The organism is Streptomyces sp. NPDC048441, from assembly GCF_043200235.1.
In the GTDB taxonomy this organism is placed as follows: Bacteria; Actinomycetota; Actinomycetes; order Streptomycetales; family Streptomycetaceae; genus Streptomyces.
In genome coordinates this window covers 74,917-89,709 of the sequence record NZ_JBICXM010000014.1, presented here as the reverse complement: position 1 = coordinate 89,709, position 14,793 = coordinate 74,917, and the positions used below count along the sequence as shown (strand labels likewise).

The following is a 14,793-nucleotide window of genomic DNA, read 5'->3' as shown; positions in this document are numbered from 1 at the left end:
CTGTGCTGATCCGAACGCTGTGCTGATCTCCTGGTGGCGCCGCTGAACCGGTGTATCACTTCTATGACGGATCACGACGAGGGAATGTGACGGATGGACCGGAACGAAGCACGGGTGGGCCGGAACGACGCACTCGCGGACGGGGACGAAGCCCTCGCGGCCCGTTTCGAGGAGCACCGCCCGCATCTCAAGGCCGTCGCCTACCGGATGCTCGGCTCGCTCAGCGAGTCGGATGACGCGGTCCAGGATTCCTGGATCCGGCTGAGCCGCTCCGACACGGACGAGGTGGTGAACCTGGGGGGCTGGCTGACGACGGTCGTCGGCCGGATCTGCCTCGACATGCTGCGTACGCGGCAGTCGCGACGCGAGGAGCCCCTGGCGCTCCCCCTGGACACGTATGTGCCCGACCCGGTGGTGAGTTGGGGTGACGTGGTCGACCCCGAGCAGGAGGTGCTGCTCGCCGACTCGGTGGGCCTCGCACTCCTCGTCGTACTCGAGACGCTCGCGCCCGCCGAACGCCTCTCCTTCGTGCTGCACGACATGTTCGCCGTGCCGTTCGACGAGATCGCCCCCATCGTGGAGCGCACCCCGGCCGCGACCCGGCAGCTGGCGAGCCGGGCCCGGCGCCGGGTGCAGGACTCGGCCCCCACCCCCGACAACGACCCCGCGCGGCAGCGCGAGATCGTCGGCGCCTTCCTCGCCGCCGCGCGGGGCGGCGACTTCGACGCGCTGCTCGAACTGCTCGACCCGGATGTGGTGTTGCGGGCCGACACCGGCGAACTGGCCTCCGGGCTCTCGAAGCTGGTGCGGGGCGCGAAGGTGGTCGCCGGGCAGGCCGCGATGTTCTCCGAGGGGGCGCCGCGTACCGAGTTCGCGATGGTCAACGGCCGGCTCGGGCTGGTCGGGGTGCCGGGTGACGAGGTGTTCTCGGTCATGGAGTTCACGATCTCGAACGGCAGGATCGTCGAGCTCAACATCCTCGTCGACCCTGCCCGCGTACGCGCGCTCGGTCTCGTGCCATTCCGCGCCTGAGCCACGGCCCGGCGCCTGAGCCACGGCCCGGCGCCTGAGCCATGGCCCGGCGCCTGAGCCATGGCCCGGCGCCTGAGCCATGGCCCGGCGCCTGAGCCATGGCCCGGCGCCTGAGCCACGGCTCCCCGCCTGAATCAGAGCCCATTGCCTGCCCCTCGGCTCAGCGCCGGACCCCCGCCACCTCCCGCAGATACTCCTTGCGGCAGAGCGGATTACGGTCGGTGCGCGGCCGGTCCGGGGCCTCGCCCCGGACCGGCAGGTACCGCTCGAAGGCGGACTCCAGCTCGCCCTCGCCGCGCGTCAGCGCGGGCAGCAGCTGCTCCAACTCGTGGACGCGGGCTGCCGGGATCTCGCCTTCGACGACGTACGAGGAACCGCGCGCCGTCTGGGTGTGCGGGACGGCCCGCAGCCGTGAGAGCGCGGGCAGGAGCGCCCCGAACACGTCGTCCGGCACGCTGAGCCGGAAGTGGTGCAACGGCTCGTGCACTTCGGTGCCGGCCCGCCGCAACGCGCCGAGCAGGACCAGCGGGGTCAGCTGCCGGAAGTCCCCTGCCGTACTCGACATGCTCTTGTCGAAGGTGCCGTGCGCGTGGCTCTGCCGCGGCCAGTACCCGGAGTGCGTCATGGTGACGACGCAGTCGTCGACCTCCCACCCGTGCACCCCTTGCAGCAGCGTCTCGCGCACGGTCTCCTCGACGGCCCTGAAGAACGCGTACGGCATCGAACCGAGCTCGATCCCGAGCCGGAACTCCACGCCGGATCCGGGCGGACCGGGATCGACGCGCAGGCCGACGGTGGCGAGGAAGGGGTTGTCGTCCTTGGCGATGATCTCGAAGGCGGCGCCGCTTCCGGTCACGCGCTCCACGCAGATGGTCGTGGTCTCACGGAACGCGACGTCAATGCCGTACTCATCGGCGAGAGTCGCCTCGATGACTTCCTTCTGGACCTCGCCGTAGAGCGATACGTACACCTCCTGGCGGATGTCGTCCTGCCGCAGATTGATCAGCGGATCCTGCTCGGCGAGTTGTCCGAGGGCGAGATGCAGGGCGCCTTTGTCGCCGGGGCGGGCCGGGACGACGACGGTTTCGAGGGTGGGCGGCGAGAAGTGATGCCGACCGTTCCCGCCCCTTCGCTCCGCCGCCACACCCGGTACGCCGATGACGTCACCGATCCGGATGTCGCCGAGCCCCCACAACTTCCCGATCTGCCCGGCGGAGACACCCTCGCGGGGGACGGCGGACCCCTGCTCGAAGACACTGACGGCGGTGACCTTGCCCTCGCGGCCGCCGCCCTTGCCGCCGAACGGCAGCCGGTCCCGCGTGCGGATCGTCCCCGAGAACATCCGCACGTACGCGACCTTCTCCCCGGCGTCCCCGCGCTCGACCTTGAAGACGGTCCCGGAAACGGGATCGCCGACGAGCCTGCTCCCGTCCTCTGAGGGCGCTGAGGGCTCTGAGGGCAGCAACTCCCGGATCCCCGCGACGAGTTCCCCGACACCGGCGCCGGTGACGGCTGACCCGAAGAACACCGGATGCACCAGGGCCCGCCCGGTCTGAGCGCCGAGCTCGGCCCGCAGCCGCCGGTAGGGGAGGCCTGCCTCGTCGGCGTCCACGTATGCGGCGAGCAGGGCGTCGTCATGCGTGGCGAGTACGTCGACGAGGCGGGCGGTGAAGGCGGGATCACCGGCGGCGAAAGGGGTGTAGCTCCCCTCGGGACCGCCGAGATCGTGGACTGCCCCCATCGCGACGACGTCCGGGGCGATGTGCTCGGAGATGTCGCGCAGCAGATTCTCGTAGCGCGCGCCGCGCCGGTCGATCTTGTTCACGAAGATGAGCGTGGGAATCCGGAGCCGCCGCAGCGTCCGCATCAGTACGCGGGTCTGCGCCTGGACGCCTTCCACCGCGGAGACGACGAGCACGGCACCGTCGAGCACGCTCAGCACCCGCTCGACCTCGGCGATGAAGTCCGGGTGGCCAGGGGTGTCGATGAGGTTCACGGTGACGTCGTCGATGGCGAAGGAGACGACGGCGGATTTGATCGTGATCCCGCGCTGCCGTTCCAGGGCGAGCGAATCGGTCTGGGTGTTCCCCGCATCGACGCGACCGATCTCGTCGATGACACCGGCGGCGTGCAGAAGCCGCTCGGTCAGACTGGTCTTACCGGCGTCGACGTGCGCCAGGATCCCCAGGTTGAGGGTGTTCGTAGGCGTGCTCGTGCTCGGGCTCGTGCTCGACGTATGCACTGAGTGTCATGTCCTCTGGGTTGATGGCAATTCCCTTCTGGTCGGACATGAACGAACGGCGCATTGCGTCTCCTTGACAGGTCGAGGCGTACGACAAGTGCAGCAGGGCACGGCACTGGGCGGCAACTGATTTACCCTCCTGTCATGCTCACCGCCACGCTTGCGTTCGCGGGTGTCGCCGCGATCATCAACATCACGCCGGGTCTGGACACGCTCCTCGTCCTGCGCACCTCGATGGCCCACGGCCGGGCCGGCGGGACCGCTGCCGCGCTCGGCATCCTCACCGGCTGCCTGGCCTGGGGCGTAGCGACGGCGATCGGGCTTACGGCAGTCCTTACCGCCTCCCGTTTCGCGTACGACGTGCTGCGCATCGGAGGGGCCGTGTACCTGGCGTGCCTTGGCGCTTCGGCGCTGTGGCGGGCTCGCCGTCCGGACCTGCGGCAGGAGACCGGACAGGAGGCGGATGCGGTGCCCCCGACCCCTCAGGACCGTTGGGCCGCCTTCCGCGCGGGGCTCGGCACGAACCTGCTCAACCCCAAGGCCGGGCTCTTCTACATGAGCCTGATCCCGCAGTTCATCCCGCAGGGCGCCCCCGTGTTCGGCACGACGCTGCTGCTCACGGCGATCGACCTCGTCGAGCTCGCCCTCTGGTACTGGATCGTCTCCTACGCCGCATCGGCGCTGGGTGAACGCATCCGGCGCCCGTCGTTCCGGCGCAGGCTCGAGCAGTTCAGCGGAGTGGCGTTCCTCGGCTTCGCCGCGAACCTGGCGCTGCATGACAGGGCCTGAGCACCCGGCGTGACCGGCGGCGAAAGATGCGGATCGGAGTGGAGAGCGGGATCCTTGTAAGAGGAGGAGTGAGTGCCATGAGGGTTATGTTGAGAGCGCATCTGGACACCCAGGTCTCGAACGAGGCGATCAAGAACGGCACACTGGCGAAGCTGATGCAGGGCGTGGTGGAACGGCTCAAGCCCGAGGCGGCGTACTTCGGCCCCAGTGAGGGCGGGCGGTGCGCCACTTTCGTCTTCGACATGCAGGACAGCTCGGAGATGCCCGGCATCGCCGAGCCGTTCTTCCTGGATCTCGGCGCGAGGATCGAGATCAACCCGGTGATGGACGGGGAGGGCTTGGCGAAGGGCCTTGCCGCGCTGCAGAAGTGATGCGGGTGGGAACGCAGTGATGCGGGTGGGAACGCAGTGATGGGAACGCCGAAAGCACCCGGCTCCGCGCGGATGCCGGGTGCTTTCGTATGTGCTGTGGTGCGCACTGACGTGACGTACGTACCAAGAAGGTGACCGGTGAGGGTCAGGCCTTCTTCGTCTCCTAGTAATGGGCCGGGTCGGTGACCTGCGGGGATGTTTCCTGCGGGGCGCTGACCTGGCCTTTTGGTGTTGGGCTGCGATGGGTGCTGACGGTCCTGATCGGGTGTTCTGCGGACTGTGTGCGGACTGGGTCGGGACTGATGCGATATCACTGAGCGTTTTCATTGCGCCACCGATCGGGTGACGGGGGCGATGTGAGGTCGGGGTGCGCAACGGACAGGGCTCCCGTGCTGCTGAGTTGGGACTTCGAAAACTCCCCCGGGCGAGGCAACCATGATCACGACCTACAGCTTGAGTACTCGAAGCCGAAAATGGCCGCGTGTGAGCGCTGGACGTAGCTGGCGGCGGACGTTGGGAGGAGCTCTCGACGAAGGTTCCTACGTGGCGGGCCAACCACCGCTTGATTATCCGGATAATCTGAGCCGGGCCCTGGCGAGCGCGTGGCAGACTGGGCGGATGGACGCAGGTGATATCCCGTGGCAGTTGGGCGCACAAGTTTCGCCCACCAACCCAGGGGCAAAGGTCAGCTTCGCAGCTCTACGCGAATTGAGTCGCGAGGATGCCGAGCAGGCGCAGGAGTCGAGCAGGTTTCTCGAGCGACTCGCGGCTGCGACCGGATACGCCCAGCTCGTCGATGCATATCAGCAGCTTGACAAAGCTCTCAAGCGTCAGTCGACTCCCGAGCGACGTGCGATCGAGATGAATTCGGCTGCACGGGCCCTCGGCGCTATCGCTGCAGACTTTTCGGACGGGCTGAGGCGATCAGCCGAGCAGGACTTCGGAGAGGAAAGCGAGCAGCTCGCCCAGATCGAGGCTGCGATCTCCGAGGAAACCGCTCGTCCGCCGTTTCGGCTCCTGATAGCCGTCGGTTCGCTCAATACCGGCCCGTTCATTGCGTTGGGCGGGGGCATCGGCATCGAATCCGAAGCACTCAGCCAGCTTGCCACCGCAGTAGACGGAGTTGGTCCCGGATTGGACCTGATGGCATTACTCTTCAGCGGTGTCGTCGTCGCACAGCGGCTCATCGGTCGCCAGCTTCAGACATACGCATCACTCATCAACAACCACTCCCTCCGCCTGCGCCAGCTTGCCGCAGAGGTCCCTGACGGTGGCGCGTGCCTGTTCCGGTGGAGATCTATGGAAGGGGAAGCTGGCAGCAAGCGAAAGATGACCATGGATGTCGTGGCATTGCCTCTAGACAAAGGCGTCCTTCTACATCGCGCACTGTCGTTCACCCAACAGTTTCTGAAATCGACCTCGGGCTCACAAATCCGCTCAGCTCCTCCGCCTGTATCGGACCCCCGACCGCCTCTAGCGGCGCAAGTTGTCGATCCGGTGGGCGTTGGCGATGAGGGCTCGTCCCCACCTGCTCAGGAGGCCAAGGAGTTTGACGACCAAGCCCAGGACCTCGATGCGCTCGCAAAGCACGCCACGGAGTTCCCCGATGAGCTAGAGAGATCGTGGTCGACGGCGATGGACCGGGCGCTTCTGACGGAAGCTCAGCAAGAGACCCAGGCACGCTACGCAAGCCTCCTGTCAGCAGTCCAGAGACGCGCGAGCTCCTATGACCGAGCCCTTCGAAAGGCCGGATTCGATACCGGCCTGCCCGCTTTCCCGACGCCACCTCATGAGGCCGCGCGCTACAGCTACAACAGTGATCGGGACCAGTGCGTGCTGCAGGCGCGCCTTGCAGAGATCGAGGCGCTTACCCTGCTGCTCGGTGCCGTTGTCGCCATGCGCGAGCCGTCAGCACGGCGGACCTTCTCCAAGGGGCGCACTGCCGAAACCGAAACGTGGTGGGAAGCTGGAGCCTTCTCCCTCGTGCGCGAGCGGGCCGCCCATCTCCTACGCGTTAGCAGGAACACAGCTGCACTCCTAGATGGTGCCTCAGAGGCCCGCTCGCTATCGATGGCGACGGCATTCGATCAGATGAGGTTGGCGACCATCGCATATGGTCGAGGCGATATGGAAGCCTCCGTGATGCACGTGCGGCTGGCCCTTTTCCACCGTGCCGCAACTGAGCGGGATGACGTACCGGATGACCTCCTGGAGCGGCTGGCGCAGTACGTGCCACGTGCAGATCACGCGAATGCGCTGCGTCTCCTTGAAGTCGCCGCTCAACGAACAGCCAAAGGCGTGCTTCCGGAGATCGCAGTGACGGCCCTCATCGCACCTCTCGCGCTTTCTGTTCTCAGCGAACTTCTGCATGCACCGCAGGTCTTTGCGGACGCCCTGTCGGCAGGAGGAAGTGAAGATGGCAAAGAAGCCTGACCTGGACGCATTCGGACTTCTCAAGGCGCAGAGACGCTGGGCGATCCGATTTGGGCCGGTGGATGTGTCTACGGCGTTCACTGACGGGCAAGTCAACGCTGCAATAAACACCGGAAATGATGCACGGGTAAAACTCGACCTTGAGCGTAGCGCAGCAACTCCGGACTACTTTGCCGGTCTCGGTGTATCGGTGGAGCAGGAGGGCACAGTCATTCCGCGATTCACGGGAACTGTGGCGGCCGCCGAGCCGGATGCCGACGGAGTCTCCGTGAAGGCGCTCGGAGTGCTTTCGCTGTCCGAGGCAGTCTTAAACACGTTTACATATCGTGGATTCAATGGCCCCGAGCTTATATATACTCTGGCTCGCTCCGGAGGGATGCGAAACGATCAACTCAGAATCGAAGGACTCGACGCCTTGCCGCGAGAAACCTTCGAAGTGATCGTGCCGGTCAGCGGAATTATCGCGGAGAAGCCCACAGGTTTCGCGGGGGTATATTTCATTCCCCCAGACACCGCATCACGAATCCTCGCGGGCCTCGACACTTCAGACGGTAAATACGACGGCTTTGATGCACAGGCATATGCGCTCGCGCTCGTCACGACGACGCTCGCCCTGACCGCAGAGGAACGGGGTGTCGCGACCATCGATTTTGCGCTTGCCTGGCTGACCACCTACCTCCGTTACGGCCACGCCATACTGCCGTCAGGTGAGACGCTCCACTTCAGCAGGAAGGACTCGCTCGCCCGCCTGAACAGGCAAGACTGGGTGGCCATACGAGGCATGCAAACCGGCCGGTTCTGGCTTCGTCGTCCCGGACTACTTCCGCAGCCGCACTCTGTTCCTCTCACGCCTGATGGCAGAAGATTCCATGCTGATGTCCCAAGGCTGACACTGCAGGAGCGTCTTGCGTTTCTCGCCCTCGCTCGTGCCGCAAATGAATCCGATCTGCTCGCCCGTGTGCTCGCCCTGTTCGAAGCGATCGAGTTCTATGCCAGTGGAACAGCAGTCGAGCGCGTGTTCGCACAGGTGGAACTCGATGCGATCAAGGCGGGCATTCCGACCACTCTGAAGCCGGAGCAGAAGGACCGAATCAACGACTTCGTTGCCAATCTCAATAGTCCACCGCTGCGGCGGCAGTTGATGAAGGCGCTAGACGTGGACGGCGTCACTTACACGCCTGACGAAATAAAAATGCTCTGGCAGCTTCGCAAACTGCGCAACGACGTTGCGCATGGGAAGAGCAAGGAGATGCCGAAGGCCGAGGACGTCGAGTACGCCACGAGCATCGTCGCGCGCATGCTGGTCTACCGGGCCGCGCGGCGTCGGCGGGAGGAGAGCTGAAGCGGTTCACGCCACCGATACTGGTCAAGCCGATGCTGGAACGGTGAAGCGCTCCCGGCCTGCTGCTGGCCGGTACAGCCAGAGACAGAAAGCTGATCACACGCCGGAGGCTAGTGATCAGCGGTACCTTCGATTTCGATGGCCAGAGCCCCCAGGGCTTCCTTCTTGGGCGGGTAGATGGCTCGGATGTTGTTGAGCTGCTGTTCGCGAGTAGCGGTTGGATTGATGTTGACCGGTCCCTCGCCGTCGAGCAGCGCTTCGAAATTGGCGTATTCGGTCACCCGCTTGACGTTCACCTTGCAGGTTTCGTCCGTGCCCTTGATACGGAAGCGGATGATGTCGCCTGCACCGAGATCGGTGAGGTGCGGGTATTTCACCCGCACCTCGATGGTCTTGGTGCCTGCGGCAACGAGGTCGAAGTACTGGCGGTAGAGGTTGAGCTCGTGGACGCGGGCGGTGGTGTCGGTCATGGGGCGGGAACACTCCTGGTGACTGGTGCGGGCATCATGCGGCCGATCTCGGAGGCCGAATACGAGCGGAAGAAGTGCCGGGGGTCGGACAGCAAGGTATCGGTCATGGCCAGCAGTTGTTCGGCGTACTCCGGGATGGTGCCGGGCCACTCCCGGGTATCGAGCATCCACTCGGCGGCACCCTCGGGAAAGGGAGCACGCCCCTCGCGGATCAGCGACTTGGACAGCTTGGCGCCGGTGTCGGTGACGACCTGTGGGCAGAACAAGCGGGCGGGGAGCTGGGCGCGGGTGAGGCCGACGGCCTGGAGGGCTTCGTCGACCAGGTGGGAGCCGAAGACCCAGTCGCCGCCCTTGACCATGACGTGCAGCGTGCCGTGGGGGTTGGACACGGAGAGTTCCTTGACCGCATTGCGGTACAGGGTGGCCAGGTCGAGGTAAGCGCCTCCGGTTGGCGTGATGGTCGCTTGGTAGGGGCCGTGGTGGAGGCAGACGGCAGCGACGTGCGCGGTCTCGCGGTCGGTGAGGTGGACTCGGGTGCGTTCGGCGTGTTTCTCGGCCCAGCCGCAGTCGGAGTGCGAGCAAGGGATGCGCAGGTGTGGTGTGCCGGTGGAGGGGGCGAGCCACCCGCGGGCGGCGTCGAGGCGGGGCAGGAGCCGGAGCCAGGTGCGGCGGAAGTGTTCGCCGGCCTGCTGCTGGCTATAGGTCTCGATCCGGTGAGGGATGCCCAGGCGCCGAGAGAGCACGGTGAACAGGGGCTGGTAGAGGGCGGTGACGAGGTCGGTCAGGGCCTCGTGACCGAGGGCCTGGGCGTAGGCGCGCTGGTAGCGGTGTCCGCTGACCGGGTCGGTGGTCAGTTCGTATGGGGCGTTGTCCAGGGCGCTGAACAGGACTTCGGTGGGGACTCCGAAGCGGTCGCGCAGGCGGGCGGCCATAGCGAATGCCAGGGACTGCACGAGAGAGGTGCCGATGTGCGGGGCGCCGTTGATCTGGGTGCCGACGACCAGCACGATCCGCTCGGGTGAGGTGGCCAGGATGCGTGGGGTCAGGACGTCCTCCGCGTGGTGGAGGGCGTTGGCCAGGACGGTGTTCGGCGAGACAGGGTGGGGCGTCACGGGATGTCCCCCTGGGGTGGGTTGGGGTTCACTCAGATCGGGTGTGGCCGAAGAGGAGGCGTTGGCAGAGCGTCGCGCGGTCCAGATAGGCGTCGATCTCTGCTGGTGTGGCGCTGCGGGAGAGCGGGTCTAGGCCCAGGACGAGGGCTACCGGGGTTCCTTGGGCGAGTAGCAGGGTCCAGGCGCGGTCTCGGGGATGCGCTTGTGATAGGGGGTGCTGTCGAAGCGCAGGGCCACTTCGGTCGGGGTGAGAAGGCGCAGGCGTGGCCCGATGTCCGGCGGGGGCACGGTGGCCTGGCCGAGGCGCAGAGTTTCACCGACTGCACGCATGCGCTGCTCGATGACGCTCGGCGTCTCGTAGACGCTGTGGGGAAGTTGGGGCACCAGCAGGAGGCAGCACAACGCAGCGCCGGTTGGGGTGGCGTCCAGCCATGTGGTGTTGGCCAGGAAGGCGATCAGACCGGCGGACGGCATGAAGGACTCGGTGCGGGCAGGCGTCAGCATGCGGGCACTACCCCGTGGTGGAAGGAAGCCCAGACGCATTTGCCGGGGCCTGGGCGTTCTTCCACGCCCCAGTGATCGGCAATGGCGGATACGAGCAGCAGGCCGCGGCCGTCGGCCGCTGTCTCCCATGCCTCCCGCTTTTCAGGTCTGGCGTTGCCGCCGTCGTGCACTTCGATGCGCAGCACGGTGGCGTGCAGTTCGACGCGTACGAGGACCTGACCGCCTGCAGGGGCTCCGTGCAAGACGGCGTTGGTAGCCAGTTCGGAGGTGCACAGCCGGATGTCGTCGAGGCGTTCCGTTCGGCCCCACTGGGTAAGGGTCTCGGCGACGAAGGAGCGGGCGGCGCGTGGAGTGGTCCGACGCCGGTCGAAGAGCTTGGTTTCGTGCTCGACGGCGCCGTCGAGGGCTTGGCCCGGTGCGAGGGTTTCCGGCTCGTCGGGCAGTGTGCTGGGCATGGCCAACAGCCAACCGCTGTCGCTCGTTTGGGTCGGGAGCCAGCGTGGGGGCCATGCAGGGGGCCACTATGGGGGCCAGAGTTCGCATGCTCCGGGGAGCGGGATGGGTGACACGGGGATCGGCGCGTTGCTCATTCGGCTGCGTACTGTGCGCGGTTGGACCCAGCAGCGGGTGGCCGACGAGTACAACGCCCTGGAGGGGCGCTCCGCCAAGACCGGTAAGGAGATCGGGCGTTACGAGCGCGAGGTGCGTATCCCGGTTCCGTACACCCGCAAGTACCTGGCACGGGTGTTCGGCGTCGATGTGGCGGTGCTCGACCGGGCGGTGGCGGTCAGCAAGAGCCTCGTGGCGGAAGAGCACAGCGCGGTAGGAGCCGTGCAGGAGCGGTCACTGGGGCACGCCGTGCCTTCACGCTCCGGGGTGGGTGCCGTATCGGCCGACGCGGTGATGTCGGCCGACTTCGCCCGGTTCATCGCGCAACGCAACGCCGACGAGTTCGTCGTCGAGCAGTTGGAGGCCGATGTTGCTCGGCTCGCTCGCGCCTACGTCAGCCATCCGCTGATGGAGCTGTACATCGAGATCAAGCGGCTGCGGGACGGGGCGTTCGAGTTGCTGCGCGGACGCCAGCATCCCCGGCAGACTGCTGACCTGTACGTCGCGGCCTCACGGTTGTGCGGGCTGTCCGCGCACGTCTGCTTGGACCTGGGCGACTACGACTCCGCTGCCACTCACGCTCGTACCGCTCGGGCGTGTGCAGAGGCAGCCGGGCACGAGGGGATGCTGGCCTGGGTACGGGCCGTGGAGTCCCTGATCGCCTATTGGACCGGGCGGTACGAGCAGGCGGCGCGGCTGGCGCAGGCCGGCCGCCACCACCGGGCTCCCGGCAGCATCGGAGCCCGGTTGGCGAGCCTGGAGGCGCGTGCGCTGGCCATAGCCGGAAACCGGGTGGGCGCGGTGGCCGCCCTTGCGGATGCCGAGCGCTCCCGCGAGGCAATGCCCGGCCATGACGAGGTGCCGGGCATCTTCGCCTTCCCGGCCGCCAAGCAGTTCGCGTACGCGGGCACGAGCCACTTGGCCGTGGGCGGGAGGGAGCATGTCCAGCAGGCCATCGTCAGCGCAGACAGTGCGATCCGGCTCTACCGCAGTGCCGAGGACGATGATCAGTCGGTCGGCGACCTGCTCGCCGCCCATGTCGATCTCGCCCGCGGTCACCTGCTCCTGGGCGACCTGGACGGCACCGAGGCGATGCTCGGATTCGTCCTCGACTCACCGCCCGACCGCATGTCGGCCAGCATCGTGCGTCGGCTCACCGCTCTGGGCCGGGAGCTAGGAGGGCCGCAGTACGGTGGAGCCGCGCAGGCCGCACACCTACGCGAACGACTCCAGCACACGGCCGTCCTCGCGGCCTCGCCCGCCGCCCACCCACCGGAGCTGCCGACGTGACCGAACTGTCTGCCGCACACGACGCCGCCGTCACCGACCGGAGCCGCCTTGCCGGAAGCGCCTACAACGGCGACCGGGACCTGGCTGCCCGCCAGTCGCTCTACCAGTGGCAGACACCCCGATACGACCTGCCTGGCATCGTCGCCGAACAGCTGTGCGGCGTACGCGGGCGTGTGGTCGATATCGGCTGCGGCAACGGTAAATTCATCCAGCGGCTTCGCGACGATCGGCCCGAGCTGGCCCTGCTCGGACTGGACATCGCCCCCGGCATCCTCGCCAGCGTGCCCGGCCCGGTCGCCGTGGCGGATGCCACCCGCCTGCCGTTGGCCACGGCGAGCGTCGACGCGGCCCTGGCGCTGCACATGCTGTACCACGTCCCGGGCATCCCGCAGGCGGTCAGGGAGTTGTCCCGCGTCGTGGCTCGTGACGGGGCGGTGATCGTCTCCACCAACAGCGACCGGGACAAGGCCGAACTCGACGACCTGTGGCAGCAGGCGGCGGGCGACGTCCTCGGTACCGGACGCGGCCCGGCCCGCATCTCGCTCAGCGCCCGCTTCTCTCTGGAGAAGGCCCCGGCCTTCCTGGGCGAGGAGTTCGGCCGCGTGGAGACGATCGAACTGCCCGGCACCATCACGGTCCAGCACCCCGAGCCGGTCATCGCGCACATGGCTTCTTACCGGGCTTGGGCGGACCAGCACGACGTGCCTTTCGAGGCCACGATCGAGCGGGCCCGCGCGATCCTCGTCGATCGCATTGCCCGGCATGGGGCCTTCGAGGTCACGTGCCTGGGCGGCATCCTCGTCTGCCGTCGCTGACAGCCGACTTGGCTATCGCCGTCGGCCGGTTGCGCTGGTGGCCGGCATTCAGCAGGCCGCGCAAGATCTCACTGTCACCGTTCGCCTTGGGGCCGAAGATGGTGTCCGCCTCGTCCACCAACATGGTGGGCGGGTTCTTGCCGATGATCCGGAAGATGACCGCCGGAGAGGTGTTCACCGTCATCATCGGCTGGTGCACGGTCTCGTGGAGGACGTCCAGAACCCGGGATTTGCCGCACCCCTTCGTTGGGCTCACCACCGCCAGACGCGGCGCGTGCTGCAGAGCCGTCTGGATGTGCGTGGCCGCCACCCACAAGGTGACCGCGGTCAGCGCCTCCTCGCTGGGCAGCACCACGTACTTGCCGATCGCTGCCCGCAATTCGTCCAGCAGCGCGACCCCGTCAGCAGCTACCTGCGCCCGCGCGCCTTCATGGACTCCGTTGCCTGCCTTGCCATCGACGAGTGCGATCTCGTGCTGTTCGGCCTCCACGGGACCGTCGGTCCCCGGTGAGAGACGAGGACCGACGCCCCGGTCCCCATTGCGGTCCCCTGGTGCAACTCCGGCGTCTCGGGGACTGGTCCCCGTTGTCACGCTGCTGGCCTGCACGTTTCCAGCGGATGTGGATATGGGGACCGCGACTTGCGGTGACAGGGGACCGGGTGCGTCGCGGGGACGGTCCCCCGACACCGCAACAGCGGAGTCCTGGTCCCGGCGGCGCCAGGGGGTGCCCCCGCCGGGGACCGCTGTCGTGGGCCAGGCGGCGGGGGATGTGTTCGTCGTGGTGGGGGACATAGAGTCCTCCATAGACGTTCCTCTCCGGTGAGGGGCAGGACGGGCAACGTCCCGCCCCTCACCAGCTCGTACGTTCAGGGATGGGTGATCGGCAGGGGAATCTCCGGCCCTCGGCGTTGACGCGCCGGGGGCCGTTTCTGTGTCCGGAGCCTCCGGCGGCTCAAGAGGCCAGACCCCACTCGTCTCGGCCCTCGATCAGCGCCCGCTCGTAGCGCAGCAGCTCGGCCTCGGGGTACAGCACCCGCTTGCCGATCTTGATGCCGCGCGGGCCCTTCTCGATCTGGCGCCAGTAGCGGACGGTGCTCTCCGCTGTGCGGTAGCGCTCGGCGACCTCGGCGGTGGTCAGGTATCGCATGCATTCCCAATCGACTGGGCGGCAATCCGGTCTGCATAGTTCGTACTCGACGATCGCCGGTTAACCAAATCGGCAAGAATGTGTTTCAATTGGGAAAGTGATGGTCGTGATGGAGGTCCGATGACAGGCGACAAGGTCGACGGCGGTGAGGTGCCGCTGCTCTACAGCGAGGGCAACATCGCCGCGCGGGTGGCGCTGGAACGCGAGGTCAGGGGATGGAGCACTACAGAGCTGGCGGACCGGGTGTCCAAGGCCGGCGTCAAGATGAACCAGACCGCGGTCTGGCGCATCGAGAACGGCACCCCGCGCCGCCGCATCAACGTCGACGAGGCACTCGCCTTCGCCCGCGTCTTCGAGCTGCCCCTCGAAGAGCTGATGACACCGCCGCTGGAAGGGCTGGATCTCGACAGCAGGCGGCTCGTCCAGGAAGCCGTCGAGGCGTACTACGAGACACGCGACGCCGAAGACCGCCTGCACCACGCTGTCGTCGGCATCGCCGAGCACATCCAGGTCAGCCCCGACAGCTCACGAGCCATTCATGAACAGTGCCTTCGCCTGATGGGCGACGAGCGCGACGCCCGCGCCCTCACCGAGCACATCGAGGGCGGCGGCTACTACCGATAACCAACCCAAAGG

Annotated in this window: 14 protein-coding genes and 1 pseudogene; 8 read left to right on the top strand and 7 right to left on the bottom strand. The window is 66.9% G+C overall.

The features are described 5' to 3' along the window. Positions 1-93: 93 nt before the first annotated feature. On the top strand, positions 94-1,032 hold the full coding sequence (locus tag ACGFSB_RS29750) for a sigma-70 family RNA polymerase sigma factor (protein ID WP_393405603.1): 939 nt from the start codon (positions 94-96) through the stop codon (positions 1,030-1,032). A 160-nt stretch (positions 1,033-1,192) separates the two neighbouring features. On the opposite strand, the gene ACGFSB_RS29745 is transcribed toward ACGFSB_RS29750, so the two are convergent. Then, complete coding sequence (locus ACGFSB_RS29745; protein WP_393405601.1) at positions 1,193-3,274, bottom strand: GTP-binding protein; 2,082 nt, start codon at positions 3,272-3,274, stop codon at positions 1,193-1,195. A gap of 144 nt (positions 3,275-3,418) precedes the next feature. Here ACGFSB_RS29745 and ACGFSB_RS29740 point away from each other — a divergent pair, with 144 nt between their 5' ends. From ACGFSB_RS29740 to ACGFSB_RS29725, 4 genes are all read left to right on the top strand, one after another. Continuing rightward, positions 3,419-4,063 (top strand): LysE family translocator, encoded by a 645-nt coding sequence (locus tag ACGFSB_RS29740; protein ID WP_393405599.1) that lies wholly within the window; start codon positions 3,419-3,421, stop codon positions 4,061-4,063. Positions 4,064-4,140: 77 nt separating this feature from the next. Continuing rightward, a complete protein-coding gene (locus ACGFSB_RS29735) occupies positions 4,141-4,434 on the top strand; it encodes a hypothetical protein (protein WP_393405597.1) in 294 nt (97 codons plus the stop codon). A gap of 618 nt (positions 4,435-5,052) precedes the next feature. Continuing rightward, complete coding sequence (locus tag ACGFSB_RS29730) at positions 5,053-6,867, top strand: hypothetical protein (RefSeq protein ID WP_393405595.1); 1,815 nt, start codon at positions 5,053-5,055, stop codon at positions 6,865-6,867. After that, positions 6,851-8,209, top strand: a complete 1,359-nt coding sequence (locus ACGFSB_RS29725) for a hypothetical protein (protein WP_393405593.1) — start codon at positions 6,851-6,853, stop codon at positions 8,207-8,209. Before ACGFSB_RS29730 ends, ACGFSB_RS29725 begins: the two co-directional genes overlap by 17 nt. 110 nt (positions 8,210-8,319) lie before the next feature. On the opposite strand, the gene ACGFSB_RS29720 is transcribed toward ACGFSB_RS29725, so the two are convergent. The 4 genes from ACGFSB_RS29720 to ACGFSB_RS29705 all read right to left on the bottom strand — a co-directional run bounded on the left by ACGFSB_RS29720 (position 8,320) and on the right by ACGFSB_RS29705 (position 10,750). Continuing rightward, positions 8,320-8,679: an ASCH domain-containing protein gene (locus ACGFSB_RS29720; protein WP_393405591.1), complete on the bottom strand. Its 360-nt coding sequence runs from the start codon at positions 8,677-8,679 to the stop codon at positions 8,320-8,322. Continuing rightward, complete coding sequence (locus ACGFSB_RS29715) at positions 8,676-9,791, bottom strand: hypothetical protein (RefSeq protein WP_393405589.1); 1,116 nt, start codon at positions 9,789-9,791, stop codon at positions 8,676-8,678. The genes ACGFSB_RS29720 and ACGFSB_RS29715 overlap by 4 nt, the downstream gene beginning before the upstream one ends. 147 nt (positions 9,792-9,938) lie before the next feature. After that, positions 9,939-10,295, bottom strand: a complete 357-nt coding sequence (locus ACGFSB_RS29710; RefSeq protein WP_393405587.1) for a hypothetical protein — start codon at positions 10,293-10,295, stop codon at positions 9,939-9,941. Next, on the bottom strand, positions 10,289-10,750 hold the full coding sequence (locus tag ACGFSB_RS29705) for an ATP-binding protein (RefSeq protein ID WP_393405585.1): 462 nt from the start codon (positions 10,748-10,750) through the stop codon (positions 10,289-10,291). The genes ACGFSB_RS29710 and ACGFSB_RS29705 overlap by 7 nt, the downstream gene beginning before the upstream one ends. Positions 10,751-10,853: 103 nt before the next feature. Between ACGFSB_RS29705 and ACGFSB_RS29700 the strand changes: the two genes are divergently transcribed. Continuing rightward, entirely contained in the window at positions 10,854-12,194 is a 1,341-nt protein-coding gene (locus tag ACGFSB_RS29700; RefSeq protein WP_393405583.1) for a helix-turn-helix domain-containing protein, read from the top strand. Beyond that, the gene (locus tag ACGFSB_RS29695; RefSeq protein ID WP_393405581.1) at positions 12,191-13,009 is read left to right on the top strand and encodes a class I SAM-dependent methyltransferase; all 819 of its coding nucleotides are present in this window, start codon (positions 12,191-12,193) and stop codon (positions 13,007-13,009) included. Before ACGFSB_RS29700 ends, ACGFSB_RS29695 begins: the two co-directional genes overlap by 4 nt. Before the next feature lie 22 nt (positions 13,010-13,031). Here the strand turns inward: ACGFSB_RS29695 and ACGFSB_RS29690 are convergent. Then, positions 13,032-13,814: pseudogene (locus tag ACGFSB_RS29690) on the bottom strand (hypothetical protein); the annotation flags it as partial. 148 nt (positions 13,815-13,962) lie between these two features. Next, positions 13,963-14,157 (bottom strand): AlpA family transcriptional regulator, encoded by a 195-nt coding sequence (locus tag ACGFSB_RS29685; RefSeq protein WP_019889361.1) that lies wholly within the window; start codon positions 14,155-14,157, stop codon positions 13,963-13,965. Between the two features lie 120 nt (positions 14,158-14,277). On the opposite strand from ACGFSB_RS29685, the gene ACGFSB_RS29680 reads away from it, so the two are divergent. Beyond that, positions 14,278-14,781: a helix-turn-helix transcriptional regulator gene (locus tag ACGFSB_RS29680; protein WP_393405578.1), complete on the top strand. Its 504-nt coding sequence runs from the start codon at positions 14,278-14,280 to the stop codon at positions 14,779-14,781. Positions 14,782-14,793: the final 12 nt, after the last annotated feature.

What these genes read in the sequence shown, in the direction of transcription:
- ACGFSB_RS29685 (WP_019889361.1), bottom strand. Translation starts at nt 14,157, where the DNA reads ATGCGATACCTGACCACCGCCGAGGTCGCCGAGCGCTACCGCACAGCG.
- ACGFSB_RS29680 (WP_393405578.1), top strand. Translation starts at nt 14,278, where the DNA reads ATGACAGGCGACAAGGTCGACGGCGGTGAGGTGCCGCTGCTCTACAGC.
- ACGFSB_RS29740 (WP_393405599.1), top strand. Translation starts at nt 3,419, where the DNA reads ATGCTCACCGCCACGCTTGCGTTCGCGGGTGTCGCCGCGATCATCAAC.
- ACGFSB_RS29705 (WP_393405585.1), bottom strand. Translation starts at nt 10,750, where the DNA reads ATGCCCAGCACACTGCCCGACGAGCCGGAAACCCTCGCACCGGGCCAA.
- ACGFSB_RS29725 (WP_393405593.1), top strand. Translation starts at nt 6,851, where the DNA reads ATGGCAAAGAAGCCTGACCTGGACGCATTCGGACTTCTCAAGGCGCAG.
- ACGFSB_RS29700 (WP_393405583.1), top strand. Translation starts at nt 10,854, where the DNA reads ATGGGTGACACGGGGATCGGCGCGTTGCTCATTCGGCTGCGTACTGTG.
- ACGFSB_RS29735 (WP_393405597.1), top strand. Translation starts at nt 4,141, where the DNA reads ATGAGGGTTATGTTGAGAGCGCATCTGGACACCCAGGTCTCGAACGAG.
- ACGFSB_RS29720 (WP_393405591.1), bottom strand. Translation starts at nt 8,679, where the DNA reads ATGACCGACACCACCGCCCGCGTCCACGAGCTCAACCTCTACCGCCAG.
- ACGFSB_RS29710 (WP_393405587.1), bottom strand. Translation starts at nt 10,295, where the DNA reads ATGCTGACGCCTGCCCGCACCGAGTCCTTCATGCCGTCCGCCGGTCTG.
- ACGFSB_RS29730 (WP_393405595.1), top strand. Translation starts at nt 5,053, where the DNA reads ATGGACGCAGGTGATATCCCGTGGCAGTTGGGCGCACAAGTTTCGCCC.
- ACGFSB_RS29750 (WP_393405603.1), top strand. Translation starts at nt 94, where the DNA reads ATGGACCGGAACGAAGCACGGGTGGGCCGGAACGACGCACTCGCGGAC.